Raw genomic sequence first — 25,282 nt, forward strand, 5'->3', positions numbered from 1 at the left:
ACACGAAACTAGAGACCGAAAAAAGACTAATAATTAAAACAACCCAATCCAAGTTATGGTTTGGGTTGTTTTATCAGGAGAGATAAGGACGAATCAAGTCAATTGCTTGCTGGAGTTTTTTACTGTTTCTCTCATAAAGTTGTTTTGAATGTTGATTTTCTGTCGCTAAGGCAAATAATTCAAGGTCAGCCTGACATTTATTCATCGTTGCTAGTAAAAGAGGTATTTCTGAAGGAGACGGCACTGCGAGTTTATCATCATAAAGATCCAAATATAATTGACCCTGATTATCTGCTTGTGCAAGAAATACATTTTCAATACTAACATTTTGTTTATCAAGTTCCGTTTCCAACCAATTGACATTTAATGATAAGTTAGCCAATGGCTCTAATAGCATTTCTCCGTCCATGATGACAGTTTGTGGTTCTTTTTCTGGAGCTACGTTTAAACCAAGATCTTTTGCCGTTAATGGTTGATTTTCTTTCTTCGGAAGTACACTCAGTGAACCTGATGGCTCCAGAACGGCAAATTCAACATCGGAAGCTAAAAAAACATTATTGTCTCTTAATTTTTCTAATAGATCATCCGTAGAGTATCCCTCTTTCTTAAGATTGTCTTCCATGATTTTGCCATCCTGAATCAAAACAGTACTTTTCCCCTCTGTAAAATCGCGAAACCGCTTGCTTTTTAAAGAGACATACTCCACACATAATGGAACAATAAACCATATAAACATAGAGAGAAAGGCGTAAACAATGTTTGCATTAGGATCAATGGTATGAATAGCGACGATACCACCCAAAACGATTCCGGATATATATTCAAATACATTTAATTGAGAAATTTGCTTTTTTCCTAGCCATTTTGTCATGAAGAACAAGATAATTAACAAGGAAAATGAGCGCAGGACTACTACTATCCATTCCGGCATGGTTATCTTTCCTTTCTGACTTCAAGTTTATTTATATTGGGGTTCCTCTTTTGTTAATTGTATTACTTGATGCTGTAGATCATTTTTTACTTCAGATATGATTTGCTCGACTTGTTTAAACGCAGTTTGCTGTTCTTGATCGGCAGTTTTTGCAGCTAATGTTTGTAAGGTTGCCTCGATGCTTTTTATCGATGAGAAACATCCTTTAACTTGCGATCCAACGGTCATATTTCATCCTCCTAACCTTTTGGTTTGAATATGAGTGCACCAATAACACCAAAGATAATCGCAGCAGATATACCTGCACTGGTTACTTCAAACATCCCTGTTACAACACCTACTAATCCATGTGTTTCTGCTTCAGCCATTGCACCATGGACCAATGAATTCCCGAAACTTGTTATGGGAACAGTTGCTCCAGCTCCAGCAAAATCAATTAATGGTTCATACAATCCAAAGCCATCCAAGATAGCTCCAGAAACAACTAATATGGTTAGTGTTTGTCCAGGATTTAATTTCAATACATCAAGTAATAGTTGACCAATAACACATATTGCTCCGCCAACTACAAACGCCCAGAAAAATATCATCATACATCACTTCCTGACTCTATTGAAACTGCATGTGCGATACACGGAATGGGATCATTCTGTTGAATACTTAACGGAGAGTGGAGTGCACCTGTTGCTACTACTAATATGCGATGAAGGTCACCTTTCTTCATTCGATTAAGAAAATGTCCATAGGTTACCACTGCTGAACATGCCGGACCGCTTGCTCCGGCCAATACTGGTTGACCTTCCCTATAGATAGTAAGTCCACAGTCAACGTATTGGTTTTCCTGAATGGACAAGCCTCTTTTCTTTAATAAATCCAAGGATATCTCTCTTCCGATGTGGCCCAAGTCTCCTGTTATTATCAAGTCATAATAGGAGGGATCAATATTACGTTCTTTGAAATGTGTTTCAATTGTATGAACAGCTGCAGGAGCCATCGCACCACCCATATTAAAAGGGTCAGTTATCCCCATGTCAATGATTTTACCAATGGTAGCAGATGTAATCTTAGGCCCTTGCCCGTCTTGGGCTACTAAAGCACATCCAGCTCCAGTAACGGTCCATTGTGCAGTAGGAGGCTTCTGTCCCCCATATTCAGTAGGATAACGGAACTGTTTTTCAGCTGCTGCATTATGACTAGAAGTACCACTTAAAATATAATTAGCACCTTTAGCATTTATAATCATAGCTGAAAGGGCAAGGCTCTCCATTGAAGTAGCACAAGCATTAAATAAACCAAAATAAGGTATGCCAATTGTTTTTGCTGCAAAACTTGTTGGTGTTATTTGATTAATTAAATCTCCACTAATAAAAAATTGAACTTGTTCCTTCTCAATTGAGCTTTTTTTAACAGCTGTTTGACAAGCCTCTTCCATTAATGTTTGTTGTGCTTTTTCAAAGGAATCCTGTTTTAGCCACATGTCATCGTGTAATAAATCAAAATCATTAGGTATATTGCCGTTCGCTTCAAATGGCCCCCCAACCGTACCTGTAGAGATAATAACTGGCTTATTATTAAAAACCCAAGTTTGATGTCCGGTTAACATTATAATCCACCCCATTGGATGAGGATTGTTTTAATTAGAGCAACGACGAAGGCCGAAAATACACCATAAACGATAACTGGACCAGCTAATTTAAACATATTCGTACCTACACCTAAAATAAATCCTTCTGTTCGATGTTCAATGGCAGCAGAAATAACGGCGTTTCCAAAGCCAGTTACTGGAACCGCAGATCCTGCACCAGCAAACTGTCCGATTCGATCATAAAAACCAAAGCCAGTGAATAACATCGTGATAAATATTAACGTTGCTACTGTTGGATTGCCTACGGTTTGCTCAGTGAAATGAAAGAAATAGATGTAAAAGGTTGAAATGATTTGTCCAATGAAACAAATAAAACCACCTACAAAAAATGCCTTTATACAATTTTTTACAATTGGACGTTGTACCTCTCGTTGTTGTTGAAATGCTTGATACTCTTGGGCATCAGGCGGTGCATTTTTCTTCTTTTTATCTGCCATGAATGCTCCCTCTTTTCATTTAAGTTTGTTCTTTTGAAAATTCAACGAGTTTATTCAGTTTTTTCTGCAAATCTTTTTTAGGATAGACTTGCTTTTTTAAGTTTTTTTCAAGCTTATCCAACTCCATAACAATTTTCTTATCTGTCGATAGCTCAACCTTGAGATTGTCAAATTCCTCTTTCATCTCTTTCGTTAACTGTTCTCTGATTTTTGCAAGTTTAAAGCGCTCCATATGCTTAATCTCGATTGCAATAAGTATTTCTTTATCTGAATTCACTGCTTTTATTGTAGTGATTTGGTCATAATGACTTAATATATCCTTTGCTCGATTAGATGGTTCTTGACTTATGGACTGGTCAGTAGAAATCTCTGATAAATCTATGTCTTCATTTCTTTGTTTGCTCGGTGGATCTAATGCAGAATCAGTTCCACAGCCAATTAGTGTAAAAAGGAATGCACTAATCAATAACCATTTACCTAATTGCATTTTTTCACCTACTTTTGTTTAGTAAAAAGAGAGGCTGGTACCCCAGCCTCAACAACTTGCCTACCTAAAAAATTTTAAAATCCTTTATATTGAGGTTCCTCTTGTTCTAATTGTTGAACGCGTGGCTCGACACTTTGTAAGACAGCCATTGTTTGTTGTGCAGCATTCTCATAAAGCTGCTTTGCCTGTTTGTTTTCTGTTTGGAGCGCAAACTGTTCAAAGCTAGCTTGAGCGCTTTTTAGACCTGCAATGGTTTGTTTTACTTGGCTAGATACAGTCATACAGATCCTCCTTTTTGGTATATCATCATTAATTAGAATGAGGTACAACCAAATGAATTATACGATGGTTATTTTTCCTTTTATAACCAGCAATGAAAAATTTTGAAAAAAGTTGAAACATTCCTAACGTATCTATCGTCTTACATATATAGAGCATATGAGGAGGATAGCAGTGAAAAAGAAATTTATCTTAATAATAATCGTTATCGGTGCTGTATTTATTGCTCTTATTTACGGAGGTTTTGGAAATGCAAATGCAAAGTTGGTGGAAAATAAAACAGTTACAAAGCAGGAGGGAGACTTCATTTTACATATAAGCATTGAAAATGCAGATGCCGGTGTTAAGGTTTATAGTTCCATTCAATATGTTGGAGATAATCCCGTAATAATTGAGCATCGAGCACCCTTGGTATCTATATCCCTGGATCAGCAGCAGCACAAATATACAGGAAGTCCTGTATCGAAGGAACTAAACAAAGGAAATATATACCACCCACCATATAGCAATGAATTTGACATTCAAAATAGACCGTGTGCTTCCTTGTATTTAGAAGCAAGGTTTAAAGTAGATGATGAGGAAATACGAATCCAGCATGTTGAGGAGCTTGAATTTAAATAGCCAGCAACCTTCTACATTAGAAGAATGCTGGCTTATATTACTTCTTATTCATGTTTTTCATTTTTAGGAAAGGTGTTACATCCAAACGAATGGGATTGGAAAACTTACGAGTGATTTGTGCAGTCCACGTATCTACACGTTTATTGCTTGTTCGTTTCGCATAATAAGATTTTAGGTTCTCATCAAATTCTTGAATAAATGGAAGTTGTTTTTCAAATGGCTGATAGAAATTCTGGTGATAAACAACTTCAAGAGGTAAGCGTGGTTTTTGTTCTGGCTGATGATCAGGGTACCCAACGGCAAGGCCGAATAACGGAATAACTTTATCTGGAAGCTGAAGCAGCTCATTTACTCGATTAATATCATTACGCAAACTACCAAGAAAACAAATACCTAATCCGAGATCTTCAGCTGCAGTAGCAGCATTTTGTGCTGCTAACGCTGCATCTACGGTCGCTACGATAAATTGTTCCGATGTTTCTAGACTTTCTTGCATGGCGTTTTGTTGCTCCGAAGTACCTAATTGTTCTGATCGATGTAGATCACCACAAAAAACAAATAAATGACCGTTATCTTTAACATAGGGCTGCCCAGATACGGCAGCTAATTCTTCTTTCAACTTCTCATCTGTTATACCAATAATTGTATAGGCCATCACATAACTAGATGTCGATGCGTATTGTGCTGCTTCTATAATTGTCTCTACTTGTTCAACCGTTAATTTTTGATTTTTAAACTTTCGAATCGATCGATGGTTTAAGATTGTCTCAATCGCTTTGTAGGTCATCATTCTCCGTCCCCTCTATAGTTATAATATGCATGGTATATTAATGATAAGCTTTTCTATTTTTAAATGTCAATTTACTGAGCTTTTATTATGAGGGATATAAGATGTATCAATTATCCATGATTTTTGATACACTTACGATATAAAAACAGTAAGAACGAATCATATATAATTTCGTACATGTAAGGTACTATTTTTGAAGTGTGAAGGGAGGTTCTGCTGTGAAAACTTTTAAATTAAAAGCTTTGAATGTTATGGAAGAACAAGATGGGGAAATTATACCAAATCGAATTCCACTACTAGATGGGTTGATCATTAATCGAGAAGATGATAAAAATCAATGGACAATTGAAGCTTATATCGATCATTCTTATGCAAGTTATTTTCAAGAGCTTCGTCAACTAAAATCCGAAATCTTAGTACAAGTAAAAATCACAAAAGAAAGTAATGATATTGCAACATTCATCACTTCCATGATAAGTATTAATGATATTGGGTCAAATCTGAATGTTTTGTTTGTTGGAAACATTGTAGATAGACGCAAAGCAAATATTGAATCTATGTTGACGACATTAATTGAAGAAGGTTATCAAGGAAAAGAATTATTAAAGAAATTTAAAGAAATTACATAAAAGAAGTTGTGCTAACTTTAATTTCCGTATATCAAAATTGTAATCATCACAGCTAGCAAGGAGTAATTAATATGCAATACCAAAAGTCTATTATTCGCTGGGCCAATCGGTTATCACCTGTACAAATCTTACTGCTATTTTATTTTTTTGCAGTTCTACTTTCTACCATCATCATGTCGCTCCCTTTTGTTTATCAGGAAGGGGTAGAAATGCCATTTATTGATATTTTATTTACTGCAGTTAGTGCTTTAAGCGTTACAGGTTTAAGTTCTATTTCAATAGCAGATACATTAAGCACAACTGGAATTATTTTACTAGCTGCTATTTTACAACTTGGTGCAGTAGGGGTAATGGCAATTGGTACGTTTATTTGGCTGTTACTAGGTAAAAAAATTGGTCTTAAAGAACGAAGATTAATCATGACTGACCAAAATCAAACCACATTTGAAGGAATGGTACGGCTTATTAAGCAGATCGTTTATGTGTTGCTTACAATCGAATTTTTAGGATTTATGATATTGGGAACTTACTTTTTACAATACTTTGATACAGCGAAAGAAGCTTATCTGCACGGCTTTTTTGGTACGATTAGTGCCGTATCCAATGGTGGTTTTGATATTACTGGCAGCTCATTAATTCCATTCAAGGATGACTATTTTGTGCAATTTATAAATATGCTGCTAATTATTTTTGGAGCAATTGGATTTCCGGTGCTAATCGAAGTGAAAGAGTATATATTTGCTAAATCAGATAATCGTAAACATGTACGATTTAGTCTTTTCACAAAAGTGACGACGAGTACATTTTTATTTTTAATCATCATTGGTGCGCTCTTCATGTATTTATTGGACGTGACCCATTTTTTTGCAGATAAATCTTGGCATGAAGCATTTTTTTATTCCCTATTTCAGTCTGTTACAACGCGTAGCGGGGGATTATCAACCATGGATGTTAGCCAGTTAACAGAAGAGAATCATTTGTTTATGTCATTATTAATGTTTATTGGCGCTTCTCCTAGTAGTGCAGGAGGCGGGATTCGTACGACGACTTTTTTACTGGTTGTTATCTTTATTATTACGTATGCAAGAGGTGGAAAGAGCATTCGGCTGTTTAATCGTGAAGTATATGACGAAGATTTACTAAAGGCTGTAACTGTAACACTGATGGCGTTAATCATGGTGTTTACATCGATCATACTTATTTCGATTGCAGAACCTTTCTCGTTAACTCAGATCTTGTTTGAGGTTACTTCAGCGTTTGGTACAGTAGGGTTATCATTAGGCATTACAAGTGAATTAACAAGTTTTAGTAAAGTTATTTTAATGCTATTAATGTTTATTGGTCGAGTAGGTATAATAACCTTCTTATTTATATTTAAGAATAATAAGAAGAGTGGTAACTACCATTATCCGAAGGAGAAATTAATAATAGGATAGTTAGTTAGGAGAGAATGTTTATGAAGGAGCAAAATCAACTTTTGCCAATTCCTCATCGTATTCTAGAGAATCTAAAAGAACCTATCCTCATAACAGACAAGAGTGGAACATTCATAGCTGGAAATGCTGCTGCTTATTCAACCCTTGAAATTGAATGCGCTGAGCCTGGTAATATTAAGCAATATTTGGCTATTAGTATGCAAGAAATATCAAAAGAGTTTCATCAACTGGTTGAACTACAACGAAATGCGAATACGCTCATTGAAGTGAAAGTAATCGAAGCCAAGTATAATTATTTTTGTTTTTTATTAAATAATTTAACGATAAACGGCGCACTTCAGGAGCTTAAATATTCGTTTAGTAATGGAATTAACCATGACTTAGAAGGAATTATTCTGTATGAAGTGAATAATGGAACAATTATTGACTATGATTCCCCATTTGCCTCCATGTTCCATTATGCACCACAAGAATTATTAGGAATGAATATCCGATCTATCTTTCATAAAGATAGCGTTCATCTACTGTATGACCACGTGCATAAACATCCTGAGAAACCTTTTCTATTAACCGGATTAAAGAAGGGAGGGGCTCCTTTTTATGTGGAAGCATACGGACATCCTTGCGAATATCAAGGAAGAATTATTCGGATATGTTTAATTAAAGATATAACAAATCAAGAATTAAATAAAAAACGAGTAGAGTACTTATCCTATTTTGATGCACAGACAGACTTACCAAATCGGAATTATTTATTCCAGGTTTTAAAACATACGATTGCGCATGCAAAAGAGCAAGAAAAAGGAATAGCCATTCTTTCGATCAATATGAACTATGATAAAGAGCGGTATCATACATTAGGCTACGCTTTTGATCAGAAATTTACTAGAACTTGTGCAGATCGATTAACAGCATACATACAGGAGCATACATTTATAGCGTACATCAATGAAAAAGATTTCGTTCTTCTTCATTCCGGATTGAACAATAGACAAGAGATGGAGGTTTATGTAGAAAAATTAATAAATCATTTGAAGACGCCCGCTTATATAGATAATCAAGAAGTAAATGTAAACGTTCATATTGGTATTAGCGTTTTTCCTGAACATGGGGAGCAGGAAAATGACCTACTCAAACATGCTGATTCTGCAATGTATATAAGTAGAAGCACTTATTTTTCAGAATATACGTTTTTTCAACCTGCATTCCATCTTCACTTTAAATCAATCCTTACATTGGAGCATCAATTAAAGAGAGCAATGCAAACAAATCAGTTACAACTATATTATCAGCCACAAACAGCATTTATGAACAATCAAGTCATTGGGATGGAGGCATTGCTTCGCTGGAAACATCCAAAAAGAGGTATGATCTTACCATTAGAGTTTATAGCAATTGCAGAAAGAAGCGGACTTATCATTGATATTGGAGATTGGGTAATCTATGAGGCTTGTCGACAAAATAAGCATTGGCAAGATAAGGGATTTAATCCTATCGTTATGAGCGTTAATCTGTCTCCAATTCAATTTTATCAACGTAATTTCGTAACGAAGGTGAGACGCATTTTAAAGGAAACCAATTTAAATCCATGCTACTTAGAACTGGAAATAACAGAAACAATGGCTATGCAAAATGAGGAAGTTAGCTTACAAATTATCGAGGAGTTAAGAAACTTAGGGGTTTCAATCTCAATTGATGATTTTGGTACAGGCTATTCGTCTTTAAAATCATTATGTTTATACCCGATCACTAAACTTAAAATTGATAAAATGTTTATGAGGAATGAATATAAAGGGAATCAGATGATCGTTCGTTCGATCATAAAGCTGTCGCATTCTTTAGATATGAAGGTAATTGCTGAGAGAGTGGAGACGAAAGAACAGTTTACGTTTTTACAAAAAGAAGAATGTGATGCATTTCAAGGTTTTTATATTAGTGCACCATTACCCCCGGAAGAACTGACAGGGTATTTTATAAAGTAAACAACAGCTTGTGCCGACAAGATGGCACAAGCTGTTATTGTTTTTATTAGCAATAAAATGCAGCACCTACAATGATCAATAAAATAAAAAGCACTACGATTAATGCAAAGTTACTACCATATCCGCCGCCGTTGCTAGGATATCCGCAGCCTCCGCCGTATCCGTATACCATTATTTCACCTCCTGATCTTACAGTTATACTATATGCAGACGCGGAGAAATGGTTTGGACGTTTTGCCTAATTTTTTTCTGTTGATTATTTATATTTCATTCACTCAATTCTTCCGTTGATATATTAGAGATCTTTAATTGGTCATTTTCATATTTCGTAGTAAATATGAATTTTTGCTGTGATTCGGTGAATTCCTCTTCACTTTTTGACCTTGTTTCAATGGTTACTGGGACTTGAATTTTTATAATACCATCATCAGATATGGAGCTCTCTAGCTTATCAAAACTTAAATTAATCACATCAATATACCCATCTCTGAAATCTTGATATGAAGTTTTGGATTGCATGTCACTATCTAATAAAGTGTAAGCATTAATATAATCTCTAATTTCAATACTTTCTAGAAAGTAATTAATAAGGTATTCGGCATCTTCTTTTAGCTGTTCCGGTTCTTTTGTGTTTATAATATCGGATGTACTAGCAAAATCTAATTTATCCGTTTGTGCCTCATTAGACCATTTTTCAATTTGATCAATTACCTCTGTAATAGGGATACTAAATCCAATAGTTCCATCTTTTGTTCCAACAGAATTTATCCCGACTACGTGACCTGTTTCTCGATCAATTAGTGGGCCTCCGCTATTACCATGTGAAATTTGAGCGGAGATTTGATATACATTCGAATAATTAAAACCATCTACATTAAAGTTTCGTTCCGAACCAGAGATAATTCCTAATGTCACTGTATTTTGAAAGCCGTGTGGGCTGCCTAATGCGATGACTTCATCTCCAATCTCTGAAGTTACCTCTTTTTCTATTTCCATAGATTGTCCGGCCAGTTGTGGAACACGAATCACAGCTATATCCGTTTCTTCTCCAATACCGACAACCGCAGCGGGATATATTTGTGCATCGGCAGTTCGGACATAAAGAATGTCAGCATCTTTAATTACATGGGCATTGGTAATAATATCTCCTTTGGAATTGTATAAAAAACCAGAACCCGTAACAGTACTTTCACTATTTTGCCCTTCGATTTGTATCACGTTCTTTTCAGCTTCGTGTATGATCGATTTTAAATCAAGCTCTTCACTACTCGATGTTACTTTGTTAATAAGAGGGTTGCTAATGGACATATCTTCAGCATCCCATTGTTGATAAATATATATGAGTACAGCTATTCCAATGATTAAAAGTAGTGAAGAAAGTATTAAAACTGGTGATTTTCTTATACGCATGTGCTCACCCCATTCATGTCTGCGATTAGTCGGTATACCAGGTTATTTTCTTAACTTTAGGTTGAACATTTTTTCCTTTGTGCTCAATATCGAAATGGGTAAATTCAAATTTTCCTTTTTCCTCTGGGTATAATTCATCTGGATAAACATACACTTCATTCGTTGTTAATTCATTTTCATTTTCGGTTAAAAGTGCATACTCAATCATAATGGAATTGATGGGAATCGTTGCTACACTTTGAACTTCACCTTTTACTACAAGGTTTCCTTGTTCATCGTCCGTAATATCAATAGATAACATCTCTATGGCATCTGTTTCATTCACTTGTTTTTCCTTTGTGGCTGAAGTCATCGCTTGTTCAATCCTCTTCTGTTGGGCAGTTTCGAAGGCTACTTTTTCTTTATCGATTGTAGTCTGTAAGCTGAGCAATTTCTCCGAATCGGGTGCGTATTTTAACCCATCTTCAACAATTAACTGCGCATCCGTAAATTGTTTATTATTCAACTGTTCATTCGCTTTTGTGGATGTATAGTCAATAATTTGATTACGAATATTTTTTGTAATAGGTTCAGCTTTCTCTGAATCAATGGAAGCAACATCCCATAATAGAACTTTTAATTTATCGATGTTAGGGTTTTTGGCTAATGACTGTTGGACCTGTTGTAATTTGATTGCGTTACGTTGTTGTGTAATTGTTTCGATCAGGTTGTTTACAGCGCTACCGTTAAAATCATTAAGCTTGCTTTCCGATTGATTAATAACCGATAGAGCTTCTTGGTAGTTTCCTTCTTCACTTAGTTTGGTTGCTTGTTCTAATGATGACCGAATTTCAATGGCAATATCCATGAACTCTAAAGAGAAGTGTGCCTGTTGAAAATTCGCTTTGTGGTTTATGGCTTGTTGGAACAACTCTTTTGCTTCTTTGTATTCTTGATCTAGAACCTTTTCTTCTCCTTCATTGTATAGTTCTTTTGCTTTGGCAGAATTTATTTCTAATGTTACGTATAATATAATAGAAGAAAGTATGATACCGGCAGTAATAAAAAGCGGAAACTTCCAATTTCTATTTATCCATTTTTTATTTGTTATTCGATTATATCTGTCTTCTGGCAGAAGCTTTCCGCATTTTATACAGTAATTTTCATCCTCTTTAATCGATGTACCACAATATGGACAATGAAGCATAATAATCACCTGCAATCAAATATGTAATATCCATCAATCATTTTATCATAATTTGTCTTTTATTAGGGTAAGGAAATTGGTATGATATACTGGAAGTAAACTTATAATAAGCAGAGTTTTGAAGTACATATATCTTTCGTTGGGGAGGTGCTCGTATGGAAATGGCTTTAGGTATTGTTTGTTTAGGAATTTTAGTACTAAATATTGGATACTGTATTTACGATGGTGAAAAATAAAACTTCCTATACGGCAAAAAGGGACTAGAGTGATTACAACACCAAAAGTAGATGAAAATACCTTTTGAGTAGTTGGAAACACCCAGTCCCTTTTGTTATTTTCGTTGTTTTTCCATTATCTTGTTAACGACCATTGATCAAATGGAAATATGATAAATTCAGAACGTCCGATAATATCATTTTCATCGATCAAGCCGAGCCCGTTTCTGCTATCTTTACTAATTGCTCGATTATCACCCATTACAAAATAACTGTCTTCTGGTATTTTGGTAGGACCATAATTACCTGTTTGACGCTGGGCGTCCTCATCTAGAAATGTTTGTTCATATTTATTACCATTAATATACAAACTGCTCCCATTAATTTCAATTGTCTCTCCAGGCAGCCCGATAATACGTTTAACGTAATTTTTTGATGGTCTTTCAATAATAACAATGTCTCCACGTTCTGGTTCATCGAGGATGTAAATAATTTTATTAAATATCACTCTTTCTCCATTTTGAAGGGTAGGATCCATGCTTTCACCTTCAACAATCGAAGTTGCAAATATAAACGTTCTTAGAAAGAATGCAATTAAAATTGCAATAATGATTGCTTTTACCCATTCCAACCATTCACTTTTCTTTTTTGATTCTGTCACAGAAGACATCCTTTCCTAAAAAACATCTAATATAATAGTAGCATAGTAACGGGAAGGAATCGAGTTAAAAACCACCTCTATCATAGAGAGGTGTTATATATCAAGAAAAACTTGTCATATTCTGTAATACTATGCTACAGTATAATAAATTAAAGGAGGAGGTATCACTACAATCATAATGAATAAAACAGACCATCTTCTTAAACGCATTGAATTTTTACGTAATAAAATGACAGAGGTTGCATTGGAAAAAGGATTTACTAATTTTGAGTCCGTAGCAATTAGTCAAGAATTGGACAGGCTATTAAATCTTTATGAAAGTATAAAACATTTGGAAAAGCACGAAAAGATCGAATAACCAGTAGTATTATCTTAGATCATTCTTCTTTAAGAATTCTTCTAGTCGGTCAAGGCCACACGCAAGCATGCTATGTTCATATGCGTAGGATAAACGCATGTAACCTTCTCCTAAATGAGAAAAACTCTCTCCTGGTACCAACGCAATCTTCCCTTTTTTAACTAATTCAAGTCCAAGTTCAAAAGAACTTATTTTCTTTATCGGAAACTTAGGAAAGAAATAAAACGCTCCCTCTGGTTTCGTTACTTCTAATCCCATATTCAATAACCGATTATATACATAGTCTCGTCGTTCTTCATAGGATACGCTCATTTTTTTGGTATCTAATAAACCATTAGTCAAGGCTTCTAATGCAGCATATTGGCTTATAGATGAAGCACAGGAGACATTGTATTGATGTACCTTTAACATATGTTGGCTGATCCATTTAGGCGCAAGTACATAACCAATACGAAAACCTGTCATTGAATGTGATTTTGAAACACCGTTAATAACAATTGTCTTATCTTTTACCTCTGAAAAACGAGCAATTGATATGTGTTGATGGTCATAAACAAGTTCACTATAAATCTCATCTGCCAAGATAAATATCTGTTTATCCTTTAAAACAGATACCAAATCTTGTAATTCTTTTTTGGTAAAAGATGCCCCTGTAGGATTGGAAGGATAAGGTAGTACGACACACTTGGTGTTTTCATTGATATGTCGTTCTAATGTTTTCTTTGTTAATTTCAGTTGTGTTTTTGTAGTATCCATATATATTGGATGGGCACCTGCTAAGCGAATTAAGGGTTCATATCCTGGATAAATAGGACCAGGAAGTAATACTTCGTCACCAGGGCTTAAAATCGTACGGAATGCTATATCTATGGCTTGGGATGCACCTGTAGTAACGATGACTTCAGATTCTGGATGGTAAGCAATACCATAGTTTTGTTCATTAAATTTAGAAATAGCGTTACGTAATTCTATTATTCCGGCATTGTGAGTGTAAGTAGTCTTATTATCCATTAATGCTTTTGAGGCTGCTTGTTTTACATGTTCAGGTGTATGAAAATCTGGCTGCCCAATTGTTAATGAAATAACATCTTGTTCGTCAGAGACCATATTAAAAAATCGGCGAATTCCGGATATTTGTATTTCTTGTACATTTTTATTCAATAAGTGCTGCATTTCATAACCTCCAGGGATAAATTAATTAAATTGTTAAAAAATATTTAAAAATTTGTGATCTCGTATACATAAAAAATGGGTATACTAGGAATGTAAGTTATAAAAGGAGTGTATCATATGCGGCCAAAAACGTTAAACTTTGAACAATTAGTTGCTCGTAATAAGCGAGAATTACTCGAAGATGAAATTAAAATTTCACAAATAGAGAAGCGTTTAGAAAATAAACAAGCTGAGATTGTTAATAAGAAAAGAAACAAAAAGATAAACATGTAGACGAAAACGAGAGGAAGATAAATACTTTCTCTCGTTTTATTATTTTAACTAATTTGACGGGAAGATGTGTAAGGTTTTTCGGCAATTACTTGAATAAATAAAACTGCTCCGATAATACAGATCATTCCAAGCATTTGAAGTAGCGTAAATACCTCTTGAAAAAGAAAGATACCGATTAAAGTAGCTACGACTGGTTCAACGGTTGATAATATGGATGCTTTTGAAGCCTCTGTTCTATTCAGTCCGTAGGTATAAATGATATATGCAAAAGCAGTAGGGAGGAAACCCAATCCAAATGCATAGAAAAGAACGGCTGGGTTACTGAGTAATTCCCCTTTTTGAACAAAAGGAAAGAAAGGGGAAAGTGTAACTGCTGCAGTAATAAATGTAAATGTCGTAATACTTAAGCTGGAATATTTATTTAGTGCAAACTTACTAAAAATACTATATAAAGAATAACCAAGCCCAGAGCCGAGTCCAAACAGAATGGCATTGTAGGAAACAGCCGTCAAATTCAACGGAATAACACCGACTACAAGACAAGTCCCGATTAATGTAAGTACTAATGCTATCATTTTTCCTTTTGTTAAAGATTCCCCAAAAAAGATAGCAGAGAAGATAGTAACAAAAGCTGGAGCAGTATAGAGTAAAGCTGTTGCTACAGGAATAGTGCTTAACTCCATAGCTGTAAATAAACAAAAATTAAAAAAAGCAATACTAAAAATCCCTGTACCTATGAAATAACGAATATCTTTTAAAGATGCGAGCTTTAACTTATTGCGAGCAAAACCGAGTAGAAAGATAACTAATAGTATTGCCGTCGTCCAAACACGTAATATGACAACTTCCATGGGAGTGAAACCGTACGTATACAAGTTTTTTACATACCAGCTAATGGTTCCCCATAATCCTGCGCCGAGAATGATGTAGAAGTAGGCAGGTTTCAATTAATAACCACCTTTCTATTTATATGTTTAGGCTATTATATCAAATCAAATTTGGTAAAGGGACAACTATTCTTCTGAAGTATAAAAAAATATAACATCGACTAAACTGCTACCAAAGATACATGAAAGAGGTGAATGCAATATGATGCTTACTGGTCTACAGATGGATGGACTTGTACAAGCAGGTGCAGAGAAATATTGGTATATTTTGTTTTTAGTAATTGGTACTTGGATTGTTTATCGTTTCATTCGATCTTATATTCGTTGGTCTATACGCAGACGGTCTATGACGTTGTTATCCTATATTGTGATTTGCTTGTTACTATTTAGCATCTATTTTGGAATCAGTCTCCTAAATGGCGGTTTAAATGATTCCTTTTATTATTCATTTCCATTATTTTTACAAAGCTTAGCTATATTTGGAGTTATCCTAATTTGTATTTCTGGAATTAAACGGTGGTTGTTTAATAGGTGAAATATAATTAAAAAAGAGCCTCTTCAACTATTGATCGAAGTCAATAATTGAAGAGGCTCTTCTTTATGAATTGTCGATTTGATTTTGTAAGTTTTCAAGCCATGAAAAAACTGGATGATGTTGTTGATTAGGAGTTTCGATATCTTCAGGTGCAGTAGACATGACAAACTCTTTTTCGTCATCTGTTAACTTTTCATATTTATCTTTTAATGTATGGGTCTGATCTGCATAACGATGCAATTCATAAACAAAATCTTTTAATTCAGTCATTCCCAATCCTCCTTTTACATACATATAGCCTTATTGGAAATAGGTTAAACATGTAAAGAGGATGATTTTTTAATTAGCTTCGATGTGATTTTGACGGAGGCCATTCCATCTTTCCTAGAGAGGAGGGAGTGAAATAGGTAGAAGCGTAATTTTTTTTAATGGTATTTATATTTTTCTTTGGTTTCCAGTCAATATACCTGTAAATGACTTTCTTGGCTTGGGATAATGACATTTTTGCTTGTGGGTTTCGATAGTTTTCATCTAATGATCCTAGGTGCTCCAATTCTTTAAAGTCGTGTTTGGTTGGAGGGACGTGAAAGTAATAATTAGCAACTTTAACTAAAAGCGTAGAGTGCTGATTACTGTATTTTGGATGCTTAGAAAAATGAAGTCCAACTTTAATAGCTTTCTTTTCGGACAGTAGTCGATGAATTGCTTCTTTCTTAATAAAGTAGAGGTGTTTTGGTTCGGGAGCTGTTTTAGCGTGACGATTAATCGTATAAAGTGCCTTCGCAATGTCTTCTAATTTATCACTCATGTATTCTCCTCCTTTTCATCCTATTATAATAGCTTGTCTTTATCCTATCGCAAAGGCTCTAGTGTTGCAAGAGCCATTCTATAAAAGTAAAAAAGGAGGAAAAGGAACGAACCTTTTGCTCCTACTTAAAGCCTTTAATGGTTTCTACAATTTTTTCCACTTCTGCTGGTTGAATACCAGAGTATTTGTAAATGAAATTGCCCTCTGGTGAAACAAGAAAAAACTGATTACTATGCATTACTTGATCAGAATCTGGGCTATTCTCTAATGGTGCTTTAAAGGATTTGATCGAGAACGCTTTAATTTTGTCAAAATCATAACCAGTCAGGAAGTCCCAATTGTCAAAAGTAGCACCTCTTGATTTTCCAAATTTTTTTAATTTCTGAGGCGTATCATTTTCTGGATCTACACTAAACGATACAAGCCGTACATCATCTAAGCCTTCTTCTTTAAGCTGTGCTTGAAGTTTCGCCATATTTGAAGTCATTGGAGGACAGACTGTTTCACAATTGGTAAAAACAAAATCAGCTACCCAAAACTCTCCATCTAAATCACTTTTCGAGATAGTCTTCCCATCTTGATTTGTAAAAGAAAAATCGTTCACTTCTTCAGAATAATCTCCCTCATATTCGTTTCCGCAGGCAACAAGAAATAATAATACTGTTAATGGTAATAGCAGTTTACAAGAAACTTTCATATGTAAAAACCCCTCCATATGGATGAAATCCCATTTAGTTTAGCATGGGGGAAAAGAAAATACCATGTATAATTTGTTAACGTTTCCCCCTATGCTGCCATTTTAACGCTGCCCCTCAAGTGTATACAAGTGAATTTCTGGTTTACACAAAAATCGGTATGGGAGGCGTGTTGTACCAATACCACTGTTTACATATAAAAGTAATTTGTCTTGACCAATCCAGTATTTTCCTTGAACATACTTTTCTGCATAGGATGGGGTATAAAGATGTCCGATAAATGGGAATCGAACTTGCCCTCCATGGCTATGCCCCGATAATTGCACATCAACAGGATAATGAACGACTGTATCTGCATAGTCTGGTTCATGAGCTAACAAAATGGTGAATAAATCTGGATTCGCCTGATGCAGTGTAGTATCCATGTTTGGTTTTCCAAGCATTACATCATCTATACCTGCAAGAACCATTTTGTTCCCCTTAACGTCGATCGTTGTATGGCTATTTTGCAATAACGTAAAACCAGCGTTTTCCATTACTTCTAACACTACTTCGGTTCCATAGCCGCCATGATCATGGTTTCCATATATCCAGTATTTGCCATGTGGTGCATGTAGTTTTGCTAATGTTTGGATAATCGTTTCATTCCAATGATAGGTATGGGGCTTATCAACTAAGTCACCAGTAAAAACCAGGAGATCGGGATTTAGCCCATTGATTTTTGAGACTAATTCATTTAGTTGTTCCAGTGTATAGTGAAAACCGATATGTGTATCAGAAAACTGCACGATCTTAAAATTGGTAAATGCTTGAGATAACTTATCGGAAACAATTTTATTCTTATTTATATGAAGAAGCACTGGTTCAATTTCCTTAGCGTAGTAATAAGTTCCACCACTTAACCCTAGTAAAGCTAGTAAGCTGCCAAGTGCTTTTTTTAAAAACGATCTTCTATTCATCATAGTCATACCTTTCGGACTTCAATTAAATCTATAAATTAGTTTATCATAACTTGCTGCAAATAAATGTTTTATCTGCAAAAGTAACAGCTACTAGCTTAGGATATCTAGTAGAAAATAGCAATACATATTTTTATAGATATGACAAAGAAAAGGACAAAAAAACATGCTGCACAAAGCAGCATGTTTTTTATAGAAATTTGTTTTAAGGACAAGAATTACAATCTTTCTGAATAGTAGTATGGATTCCTTCCATTTGCAGTGTAGAGTGAGATATATTGAATTGTTTTTTTAAGAGTTGATTTGCATTATTTAATAACTCGTCTCGATTAACCGATTCATCCACGACTAAATGACAGCTTAAAGCTGGGAATTCAGAAGTAATTGACCAAACATGTAGATCGTGCACATCTTTTATTCCTGTTAAGCTCTTTAGGTTACGTTTAATTTCTTTAATATCAACATGACTTGGCTTGCCCTCCATTAATATATGAATCGATTCGCGTGTTACTCGATAACCGGAAACCAATATCAATATAGCTACAATTACACTTGCAATTGGATCTGCAATATTCCAGTCAAAAAGCAAGATAAGAATTCCGGCAATAATAGCACCAACAGAACCTAAGAGATCACCAAGGACATGCAATAATGCACTTTTAATATTCAGGTTTTCTTCTGAATCTCCTCGCATCAGCATCCAAGCAACGACGACATTAACAATCAAGCCTACAATTGCGATAATCATCATATTTGCACTTACATTCGGTGGTTCAATAAAACGATGAAATGCTTCATAAAAGATGTATATGGAAATTACAATTAACGTTATGCCATTAATGAATGCTGCAATTATTTCAAACCTTCGGTAACCATATGTTTTAGAAGATGTAGCTTGACGTTCACCGATTTTAAAAGCTAATAAGCTTAGACCGAGAGCAGCTGCATCACTAAGCATATGTCCAGCATCAGATAATAAGGCAAGGCTATTTGTTACATACCCCCCAATTGCTTCAATAACCATGAAAGCTGTAATGAGGATAAAGCTCCAAAAAAGCACTTTCTTATTACTAGTATGGTGATGATGACCATGTGAATGATCGTGGTGATGCTCGTGTCCCATAAAAAAAACCTCCTAACTAGTATGCTTACTATGTTCAATCGATTGTTCTAATAAATTCATCACATGATAATCATCTGGTGAATAATAGTACATCGTTTTTTCGCGCCGATTTTTCACTAATCGTAACTGTTTTAGATATTTTAATTGATGAGAGATGGTTGATTGATTCATATTCAGATGCCCTGCAATTTCACTGACAGAACATTCTTTATGAAATAGCAAATGCAGTATTTTAATTCGTGTAGGATCTGACAATGCCTTAAATGTCTGGGATATGTGATCAATTAACTTTTCATCAATTGGGTGGTAATCCATATTATCCTCTCCAGTACTATATGATCATATGCTCATATTATAACTAAAAGCTTTGGTTTTTTCAATTCTTTTGTAAACATTTCATCTTTTGTGAGTGAATATGGTAAAATATAGATTGACGTTTGTTCCATCTTACTATTTACCAATAGGAGATAAACAATTCAATTGACGATTAACCTTTTAGAAAGAAAGTGATTAAGGGGTGATGTGATGAGTATGTTGCAAGAAAAACAACTGACGGATCTAACTGTGGGTGATGTGATGATTTCTTCAGAGAAAGTAGCTCATGTACAAGTGAATAATCCATTAGAACATGCTTTACTTGTGTTAGTAAAGTCTGGTTACTCAGCGATTCCTGTTCTTGATTCTTCTTATAAATTATTAGGGACAATAGCAAAAACAAATATCTTAAATCAAATACTTGGACTTGAACGGTTCGAATTCGAAAGGCTATCGGATATAATTGTAGAAGAAGTATTGAATGAAGATATTCCATGCTTAACAAAGAGCGATAGTTTATTAAAGGGATTGCATTCCGTGATTAACCATCCATTTGTTTGTGTAGCCGATGAAGAAGGTTATTTTGATGGGATACTAACAAGAAGAGCTATTTTAAAGCAAGTTAAAAAAGATATATATTCAAAAAAGTAATTGTACCATCCCTGTCCAATGCAGGGGTGTTTTTTAATGGTCATTTTTTGTTTCTCTTTTAATGAATCAAGAAAGGAAATAGATATTAATTGTAAGTATAAAAACGATCTGCTAAATTAAGAGTTAGTACATATATAGGAGGAATACAAACATGAATATGATGGATGCAAATGAAATTATAAATTTTATCTCTAATAGTGAGAAACAGACCCCTGTAAAGGTATATGTGAAAGGTGCAGATTTAAATCAACTGCAACTTGATGAATCTGTGCAATCATTTATTGAATCAAAAAGTGGAGTTATCTTTGGTGAATGGGACAAAGTAAAAGAAGTTCTAAACAATAATCAACAGGTTATTACAGATTATGTAATCGAAAACGATCGCCGTAATTCTGCGATTCCATTATTAGACCTAAAGGGAGTTAATGCGCGAATTGAACCAGGAGCAATTATTCGTGATCAAGTAGAAATAGGCGATGGCTGCGTCATTATGATGGGAGCTATGATCAATATAGGCTCTGTTGTTGGTGAGGGGACAATGATCGATATGAATGCTGTTTTAGGTGGACGAGCAACTGTTGGTAAAAATTGTCATATTGGTGCTGGAACGGTTCTTGCGGGTGTTATTGAACCACCATCTGCCAAACCTGTCGTCGTTGAAGATGATGTAGTGATTGGTGCTAATGTAGTTGTGCTGGAAGGAGTTACGATTGGTAAGGGGTCAATTGTTGCTGCGGGTGCAGTTGTAACAAAAGATGTTGCCCCTAACACACTAGTTGCTGGTACTCCTGCAAAAGTATTAAAAGAAATTGACGATAGTACAAAATCAAAAACGGAGATTAAGCAAGAGCTTCGCAAATTGAATGATTAAATAGGGGACTATTAAAATGTTGAACTTGCAACAAATCAGAAGAGACTTGCATCGAATACCAGAACTTGGTTTTCAAGAAATAAAGACACAACAATACTTGTTAAGCACAATTGACCAGATAAAGACGGACCGTGTTTCTGTTCAACTGTGGAAAACAGGAATTTTAGTGTTTGTTGCTGGTAGAGAGCCTGAAAAAACGATTGGTTTTCGCGCGGATATTGATGGATTACCTATAACCGAAAATACGAATTTGCCATTTTCCTCTGAACATTCTGGAAGAATGCATGCTTGTGGACATGATTTTCATATGACTATTGCGCTTGGTACACTTGAGCAAGTAATTGAACAACCTATAAATGATAATTGCTTATTTGTATTTCAACCTGCAGAAGAGGGACCGGGAGGAGCGCTTCCACTCTTACAATCTAGTGAATTTAACAAATGGCGGCCTGATCTGATATTTGCTTTGCATGTTGCTCCAGAACTTCCGGTTGGAACGGTATCCAGTAAACCTGGATTACTCTTCGCTAATACTAGCGAATTGTTTTTAGACTTTATTGGCAAGGGGGGGCATGCCGCCTACCCGCATCTAACGAAAGACATGACCGTAGCTGCGAGTAGTTTTGTCGTGCAAATGCAGCAGATCGTTTCAAGAAACATAAATCCATTAGAAAGTGCAGTCGTAACCATCGGCAAAATGGAAAGTGGTTTTGTCCAGAATGCGATTTCTGAACATGCACGATTAGAAGGAACCATCCGCACACAACATCCACAGGCGATTCAAACGGTAAAATCACAAATAGAGAAAATCGTACATGGGTTTGAAATAGCTTATGATTGTTCGATTCAAGTGGACTATGGGGCTAATTACTACCAGGTCTATAACGAAACAGCATTCGTGAACCAATTTAAAGATATGATCAAATCTTCAAAGATTACTTACAAGGATGCTGCTGCAGCAATGACAGGGGAAGACTTTGGTTATATGTTAAAAGACATTCCTGGTTTTATGTTTTGGTTAGGTGTAAACGCCTCTTTTGGTTTGCACCATGCCCAGTTAAATCCTGATGAAGCTGCATTAGATGTCGGTGTGGAAGCAGTTATCCGTACAATTCAGTGTTTTTCTTGAAAACATGGTATATCTTTATTTCTACTGTACAACCTAAATGTGTAACTAGTATACATTTAGGAGGCAATAAAGATGGCAAGAATCGGTGTTGAAGAAACCTTAACTGATGTGAAACAAGCATTAACCGAAATGGGACATGAAGTAGTAGATTTGAGGAATGAAGATGACGCTGCTTATTGCGACTGTTGTATTATCTCAGGTCAAGATAAGAATGTTTTAGGTATGACAGAAACCCAGATATCTGGTGCGGTTATTAACGCTAATGGTTTTAACGCAGAAGATGTATGTAATATGGTAAACGACAAATTAGTTTAACCACCTCTACATATCCTGTTCAACGTTCAACGGGAACCATTTCTATAAATAAACATATATAGATATGGAGTTGAATGTCAGGATGGAGGTAGTAATATGCGTTTACGTGATGAGATGCCAGAATTACATGGTGGGACGGATTGGTTGAATAGCAAACCCATTACTAAGAAGGACCTGCTTAATTCGGACCCCACTTTTATACATTTTTGGTCAATCAGTTGTGACTTGTGCAAAAAAGCAATGCCTAATCTGAATCGGATACGGGATACTTATTCAGATCAAATAAAAGTTATTTCCATTCATCACCCACGATCAGAAATGGATAAAGATCGAAGGGAGATTCGACGAACGGCTAGTGACCATGGATTGACGGAACCGATTATTATCGATAATCAGGAACGTCTATCAAAGGCTTTTCGACTTCATTATGTTCCATCTTATTTTTTATTTGATCATTCAGGTATCCTACGATTTGTTCAGAGAGGGAACAGCAATACCAGCTTGCTTGAAAAACGTATCAAACGTATAATAACAAATCCATAAATAAGGTCAATCCTCTTACAACCTCGTTGTAAGAGGATTTTTTGTATAAAAACGTTAGTAAATAAATTAAAATTACCAACTTAAAAAAATTTTAAAAAATTGAGTAAAAACAGTAGAAATTTATTTCGTAACCCGTTATATTAGTTATTACGGAATTCAACTAAAGGGAGGGAAAGCACATGGATACGTTTAAAAAACTAAAACAATTTTTTTGGCCTTACAAAAAATATTTTCTTTTATCGATCTTCTTTTTATTCTTTGTCACCGTTATCACCGTTGTCTACCCAATTATTTTACAGCAGACCATCGATATCGTTGTCTTAGCAGACCGTTACGAGTTAATTCCCTATATTTCAGCTGTCTTTTTACTACTGATGATTATTAAAGGGGTGGCAACATTTTATCATCAGTATTTAGGAGATTTATTTGGTATAACGGCTGTATATAAATTAAGAGATGAATTGTATAATAAGCTTCAAAAGTTATCATTTAAGTATTATGATAATGCAAAAACAGGGGATATCATGTCAAGATTAACAGCTGATGTGGAAGGCTTTCGATTTTTTCTGTCATTTGGATTTTCAGAATTAATACGTATTGTACTCCTGATTGTCGTTAGTCTTAGTGTTATGTTTTATTTTTCTACACCGCTTGCATTGGTAACGATGGCCGCCATGCCATTTTTAGGTGTTGTTGTTTATCAGTTTGACAAACGTGTTCACCCTGCGTTTAGAAAAATCCGCAAATCTTTCGGGAGGTTAAATACCAGAGTACAAGAGAATATAAGTGGAATGAATACAGTTAAATCCTTGTCTAGAGAGGATTTTGAAATTGGGCGATTTTCCAATAGTAATGATAACTACCGACAAAACTACTTAAAAACGTCGTATATCTGGTCTAAATATTTTCCTTTAATGGAGTTTATCGGCAATTTTTGTGCAATAGCATTACTGGCATACGGTGGATACCTAGTTGTTGATGGTCAATTATCAATTGGTGCTTTAGTAGCCTTCTTTAGTTTAGTTTGGTATATTATGGGGCCATTGATGAACTTAGGGTTTGTAGTAAACCAATTTTCACAAGCAAAAGCTTCAGCAGAGAGGCTTTTAGAGATTTTGGAAGCAAAAGAAGATATTACAGAAGAAAATACCGCAATTAATCAAAGAATAGAAGGCAGTGTGACATTTGACCATGTTACGTTAACATATTCAAAGGATGATGATTCTGCGCTTAAAGATATTAGCTTTGACGCGCCTTCAGGAAAAGTAATTGGATTGATAGGTTCTACTGGTTCTGGAAAAACGAGTATCACACAACTAATTACCAGATTTTATGAGCCAGAAAAAGGAGAAGTTCGTATTGATGGTAGGCCGGTATCAGATTACCAACTAAAGACGTTACGAAAAGCAATTGGCTTCGTACTACAGGAACCTTTTTTGTTTTCAACCTCGATAAAGGCTAATATAGCTTACGGTGCTCCGGATGTATCTGAAGAACAGATAATTGATGCAGCAAAACGAGCGCAAGCTCATGACTTTATTATGAAAATGCCGAATGGCTATGAAACAATGCTAGGTGAGAGAGGGATGGGATTATCAGGTGGTCAGAAGCAGCGAATTGCTATCGCAAGAGCAATCTGTATAAATCCAAGCATTTTAGTTTTAGACGATGCAACCTCTGCTGTAGATATGGAGACGGAATTCAAAATTCAACAAGCATTAAAAGAAGTAATGAAGGGGAGAACTTCTTTTATCATTGCACATCGTATTTCTTCTTTAAAACATGCAGATGAAATTCTAGTGTTGGAAGACGGCGAAGTAATTGAACGAGGGACACATGATTTTCTCGTGGAAAATCAAGGAACATATCAGCGAATATATAATATCCAATATCGGGATCGGGAAGAAATTATGAAGCGACAACGTGCTTAAAAAGGGG

The 25,282-nt window shown here is 35.2% G+C and carries 33 protein-coding genes; 13 read left to right on the forward strand and 20 right to left on the reverse strand.

Going from position 1 to position 25,282, the window contains the following annotated elements; all coding sequences use genetic code 11:
- Window positions 1-73: 73 nt before the first annotated feature.
- From JKP73_RS08535 to JKP73_RS08565, 7 genes are all read right to left on the reverse strand, one after another.
- Window positions 74-931 carry a DUF421 domain-containing protein gene (locus JKP73_RS08535; protein ID WP_021291766.1) on the reverse strand — a complete coding sequence of 286 codons (858 nt, stop codon included), beginning with the start codon at window positions 929-931 and terminating at the stop codon, window positions 74-76.
- Between the two features lie 27 nt (window positions 932-958).
- A complete protein-coding gene (locus JKP73_RS08540) occupies window positions 959-1,159 on the reverse strand; it encodes a DUF1657 domain-containing protein (RefSeq protein WP_021291765.1) in 201 nt (66 codons plus the stop codon).
- An 11-nt stretch (window positions 1,160-1,170) separates the two neighbouring features.
- Complete coding sequence (gene spoVAE, locus JKP73_RS08545; RefSeq protein ID WP_031335622.1) at window positions 1,171-1,521, reverse strand: stage V sporulation protein AE; 351 nt, start codon at window positions 1,519-1,521, stop codon at window positions 1,171-1,173.
- Window positions 1,521-2,534, reverse strand: a complete 1,014-nt coding sequence (gene spoVAD, locus JKP73_RS08550) for a stage V sporulation protein AD (RefSeq protein WP_021291763.1) — start codon at window positions 2,532-2,534, stop codon at window positions 1,521-1,523. The genes spoVAE and spoVAD overlap by 1 nt, the downstream gene beginning before the upstream one ends.
- Entirely contained in the window at window positions 2,534-3,013 is a 480-nt protein-coding gene (gene spoVAC, locus JKP73_RS08555) for a stage V sporulation protein AC (protein WP_021291762.1), read from the reverse strand. The genes spoVAD and spoVAC overlap by 1 nt, the downstream gene beginning before the upstream one ends.
- 19 nt (window positions 3,014-3,032) lie before the next feature.
- The gene (locus JKP73_RS08560) at window positions 3,033-3,500 is read right to left on the reverse strand and encodes a hypothetical protein (RefSeq protein WP_021291761.1); all 468 of its coding nucleotides are present in this window, start codon (window positions 3,498-3,500) and stop codon (window positions 3,033-3,035) included.
- A gap of 74 nt (window positions 3,501-3,574) precedes the next feature.
- Window positions 3,575-3,781 carry a DUF1657 domain-containing protein gene (locus tag JKP73_RS08565; protein ID WP_021291760.1) on the reverse strand — a complete coding sequence of 69 codons (207 nt, stop codon included), beginning with the start codon at window positions 3,779-3,781 and terminating at the stop codon, window positions 3,575-3,577.
- A 172-nt stretch (window positions 3,782-3,953) separates the two neighbouring features.
- On the opposite strand from JKP73_RS08565, the gene JKP73_RS08570 reads away from it, so the two are divergent.
- Window positions 3,954-4,400, forward strand: coding sequence for a hypothetical protein (locus JKP73_RS08570; RefSeq protein WP_021291759.1), 447 nt, complete (start codon window positions 3,954-3,956; stop codon window positions 4,398-4,400).
- Between the two features lie 37 nt (window positions 4,401-4,437).
- On the opposite strand, the gene nfsA is transcribed toward JKP73_RS08570, so the two are convergent.
- The gene (nfsA, locus tag JKP73_RS08575; protein ID WP_200411437.1) at window positions 4,438-5,187 is read right to left on the reverse strand and encodes an oxygen-insensitive NADPH nitroreductase; all 750 of its coding nucleotides are present in this window, start codon (window positions 5,185-5,187) and stop codon (window positions 4,438-4,440) included.
- Window positions 5,188-5,408: 221 nt separating this feature from the next.
- On the opposite strand from nfsA, the gene JKP73_RS08580 reads away from it, so the two are divergent.
- The 3 genes from JKP73_RS08580 (at window position 5,409) to JKP73_RS08590 (ending at window position 9,237) form a co-directional block, all read left to right on the forward strand.
- Window positions 5,409-5,819 (forward strand): YwpF family protein, encoded by a 411-nt coding sequence (locus JKP73_RS08580; RefSeq protein WP_021291757.1) that lies wholly within the window; start codon window positions 5,409-5,411, stop codon window positions 5,817-5,819.
- Between the two features lie 71 nt (window positions 5,820-5,890).
- A complete protein-coding gene (locus JKP73_RS08585) occupies window positions 5,891-7,255 on the forward strand; it encodes a TrkH family potassium uptake protein (protein ID WP_021291756.1) in 1,365 nt (454 codons plus the stop codon).
- 20 nt (window positions 7,256-7,275) lie between these two features.
- Window positions 7,276-9,237, forward strand: coding sequence for an EAL domain-containing protein (locus JKP73_RS08590; protein ID WP_200411122.1), 1,962 nt, complete (start codon window positions 7,276-7,278; stop codon window positions 9,235-9,237).
- A 46-nt stretch (window positions 9,238-9,283) separates the two neighbouring features.
- Here JKP73_RS08590 and JKP73_RS08595 read toward each other — a convergent pair whose 3' ends face one another.
- The 4 genes from JKP73_RS08595 to lepB form a co-directional block, all read right to left on the reverse strand.
- Entirely contained in the window at window positions 9,284-9,409 is a 126-nt protein-coding gene (locus JKP73_RS08595; protein ID WP_200411123.1) for a YjcZ family sporulation protein, read from the reverse strand.
- A gap of 95 nt (window positions 9,410-9,504) precedes the next feature.
- Window positions 9,505-10,647, reverse strand: coding sequence for a S1C family serine protease (locus JKP73_RS08600; protein WP_021291753.1), 1,143 nt, complete (start codon window positions 10,645-10,647; stop codon window positions 9,505-9,507).
- Between the two features lie 25 nt (window positions 10,648-10,672).
- The gene (locus JKP73_RS08605) at window positions 10,673-11,833 is read right to left on the reverse strand and encodes a zinc-ribbon domain-containing protein (protein ID WP_200411438.1); all 1,161 of its coding nucleotides are present in this window, start codon (window positions 11,831-11,833) and stop codon (window positions 10,673-10,675) included.
- Window positions 11,834-12,184: 351 nt separating this feature from the next.
- Window positions 12,185-12,709 (reverse strand): signal peptidase I, encoded by a 525-nt coding sequence (gene lepB, locus JKP73_RS08610; RefSeq protein WP_021291751.1) that lies wholly within the window; start codon window positions 12,707-12,709, stop codon window positions 12,185-12,187.
- Between the two features lie 178 nt (window positions 12,710-12,887).
- On the opposite strand from lepB, the gene JKP73_RS08615 reads away from it, so the two are divergent.
- Window positions 12,888-13,067 carry an aspartyl-phosphate phosphatase Spo0E family protein gene (locus JKP73_RS08615; protein ID WP_021291750.1) on the forward strand — a complete coding sequence of 60 codons (180 nt, stop codon included), beginning with the start codon at window positions 12,888-12,890 and terminating at the stop codon, window positions 13,065-13,067.
- A 9-nt stretch (window positions 13,068-13,076) separates the two neighbouring features.
- Here the strand turns inward: JKP73_RS08615 and JKP73_RS08620 are convergent, their stop codons facing one another.
- Complete coding sequence (locus tag JKP73_RS08620; RefSeq protein WP_200411124.1) at window positions 13,077-14,240, reverse strand: aminotransferase A; 1,164 nt, start codon at window positions 14,238-14,240, stop codon at window positions 13,077-13,079.
- 117 nt (window positions 14,241-14,357) lie between these two features.
- On the opposite strand from JKP73_RS08620, the gene JKP73_RS08625 reads away from it, so the two are divergent.
- The gene (locus JKP73_RS08625) at window positions 14,358-14,513 is read left to right on the forward strand and encodes an FbpB family small basic protein (RefSeq protein WP_021291748.1); all 156 of its coding nucleotides are present in this window, start codon (window positions 14,358-14,360) and stop codon (window positions 14,511-14,513) included.
- Between the two features lie 44 nt (window positions 14,514-14,557).
- Here the strand turns inward: JKP73_RS08625 and JKP73_RS08630 are convergent, their stop codons facing one another.
- Window positions 14,558-15,460: a DMT family transporter gene (locus JKP73_RS08630; RefSeq protein ID WP_200411125.1), complete on the reverse strand. Its 903-nt coding sequence runs from the start codon at window positions 15,458-15,460 to the stop codon at window positions 14,558-14,560.
- A gap of 142 nt (window positions 15,461-15,602) precedes the next feature.
- Here JKP73_RS08630 and JKP73_RS08635 point away from each other — a divergent pair, with 142 nt between their 5' ends.
- On the forward strand, window positions 15,603-15,935 hold the full coding sequence (locus tag JKP73_RS08635) for a hypothetical protein (RefSeq protein ID WP_200411126.1): 333 nt from the start codon (window positions 15,603-15,605) through the stop codon (window positions 15,933-15,935).
- 63 nt (window positions 15,936-15,998) lie between these two features.
- Here the strand turns inward: JKP73_RS08635 and JKP73_RS08640 are convergent, their stop codons facing one another.
- The 6 genes from JKP73_RS08640 to JKP73_RS08665 form a co-directional block, all read right to left on the reverse strand.
- A complete protein-coding gene (locus tag JKP73_RS08640) occupies window positions 15,999-16,205 on the reverse strand; it encodes a hypothetical protein (RefSeq protein ID WP_021291745.1) in 207 nt (68 codons plus the stop codon).
- Window positions 16,206-16,278: 73 nt separating this feature from the next.
- The gene (locus JKP73_RS08645; protein ID WP_021291744.1) at window positions 16,279-16,743 is read right to left on the reverse strand and encodes a YkyB family protein; all 465 of its coding nucleotides are present in this window, start codon (window positions 16,741-16,743) and stop codon (window positions 16,279-16,281) included.
- A 121-nt stretch (window positions 16,744-16,864) separates the two neighbouring features.
- Window positions 16,865-17,440 (reverse strand): SCO family protein, encoded by a 576-nt coding sequence (locus tag JKP73_RS08650; protein WP_200411127.1) that lies wholly within the window; start codon window positions 17,438-17,440, stop codon window positions 16,865-16,867.
- Between the two features lie 102 nt (window positions 17,441-17,542).
- Window positions 17,543-18,397 carry a metallophosphoesterase gene (locus JKP73_RS08655; protein WP_031335615.1) on the reverse strand — a complete coding sequence of 285 codons (855 nt, stop codon included), beginning with the start codon at window positions 18,395-18,397 and terminating at the stop codon, window positions 17,543-17,545.
- Window positions 18,398-18,602: 205 nt separating this feature from the next.
- Entirely contained in the window at window positions 18,603-19,520 is a 918-nt protein-coding gene (locus JKP73_RS08660; RefSeq protein ID WP_188941852.1) for a cation diffusion facilitator family transporter, read from the reverse strand.
- A 12-nt stretch (window positions 19,521-19,532) separates the two neighbouring features.
- Entirely contained in the window at window positions 19,533-19,835 is a 303-nt protein-coding gene (locus tag JKP73_RS08665; RefSeq protein WP_021291740.1) for an ArsR/SmtB family transcription factor, read from the reverse strand.
- Between the two features lie 210 nt (window positions 19,836-20,045).
- On the opposite strand from JKP73_RS08665, the gene cbpB reads away from it, so the two are divergent.
- From cbpB to JKP73_RS08695, 6 genes are all read left to right on the forward strand, one after another.
- Window positions 20,046-20,486 (forward strand): cyclic-di-AMP-binding protein CbpB, encoded by a 441-nt coding sequence (cbpB, locus tag JKP73_RS08670; protein ID WP_021291739.1) that lies wholly within the window; start codon window positions 20,046-20,048, stop codon window positions 20,484-20,486.
- A 151-nt stretch (window positions 20,487-20,637) separates the two neighbouring features.
- Window positions 20,638-21,357, forward strand: coding sequence for a 2,3,4,5-tetrahydropyridine-2,6-dicarboxylate N-acetyltransferase (gene dapD / locus JKP73_RS08675; RefSeq protein WP_021291738.1), 720 nt, complete (start codon window positions 20,638-20,640; stop codon window positions 21,355-21,357).
- Window positions 21,358-21,373: 16 nt separating this feature from the next.
- A complete protein-coding gene (locus JKP73_RS08680; protein WP_021291737.1) occupies window positions 21,374-22,486 on the forward strand; it encodes an N-acetyldiaminopimelate deacetylase in 1,113 nt (370 codons plus the stop codon).
- A gap of 72 nt (window positions 22,487-22,558) precedes the next feature.
- On the forward strand, window positions 22,559-22,801 hold the full coding sequence (locus JKP73_RS08685) for a YkuS family protein (RefSeq protein ID WP_021291736.1): 243 nt from the start codon (window positions 22,559-22,561) through the stop codon (window positions 22,799-22,801).
- A gap of 96 nt (window positions 22,802-22,897) precedes the next feature.
- Window positions 22,898-23,344, forward strand: coding sequence for a TlpA family protein disulfide reductase (locus tag JKP73_RS08690; protein ID WP_021291735.1), 447 nt, complete (start codon window positions 22,898-22,900; stop codon window positions 23,342-23,344).
- Between the two features lie 179 nt (window positions 23,345-23,523).
- Window positions 23,524-25,275 (forward strand): ABC transporter ATP-binding protein, encoded by a 1,752-nt coding sequence (locus JKP73_RS08695; RefSeq protein WP_021291734.1) that lies wholly within the window; start codon window positions 23,524-23,526, stop codon window positions 25,273-25,275.
- Window positions 25,276-25,282 lie beyond the last annotated feature (7 nt).

The organism is Virgibacillus salexigens, assembly GCF_014905415.1.
GTDB classification, from domain to species: Bacteria; Bacillota; Bacilli; order Bacillales; family Amphibacillaceae; genus Virgibacillus; species Virgibacillus salexigens.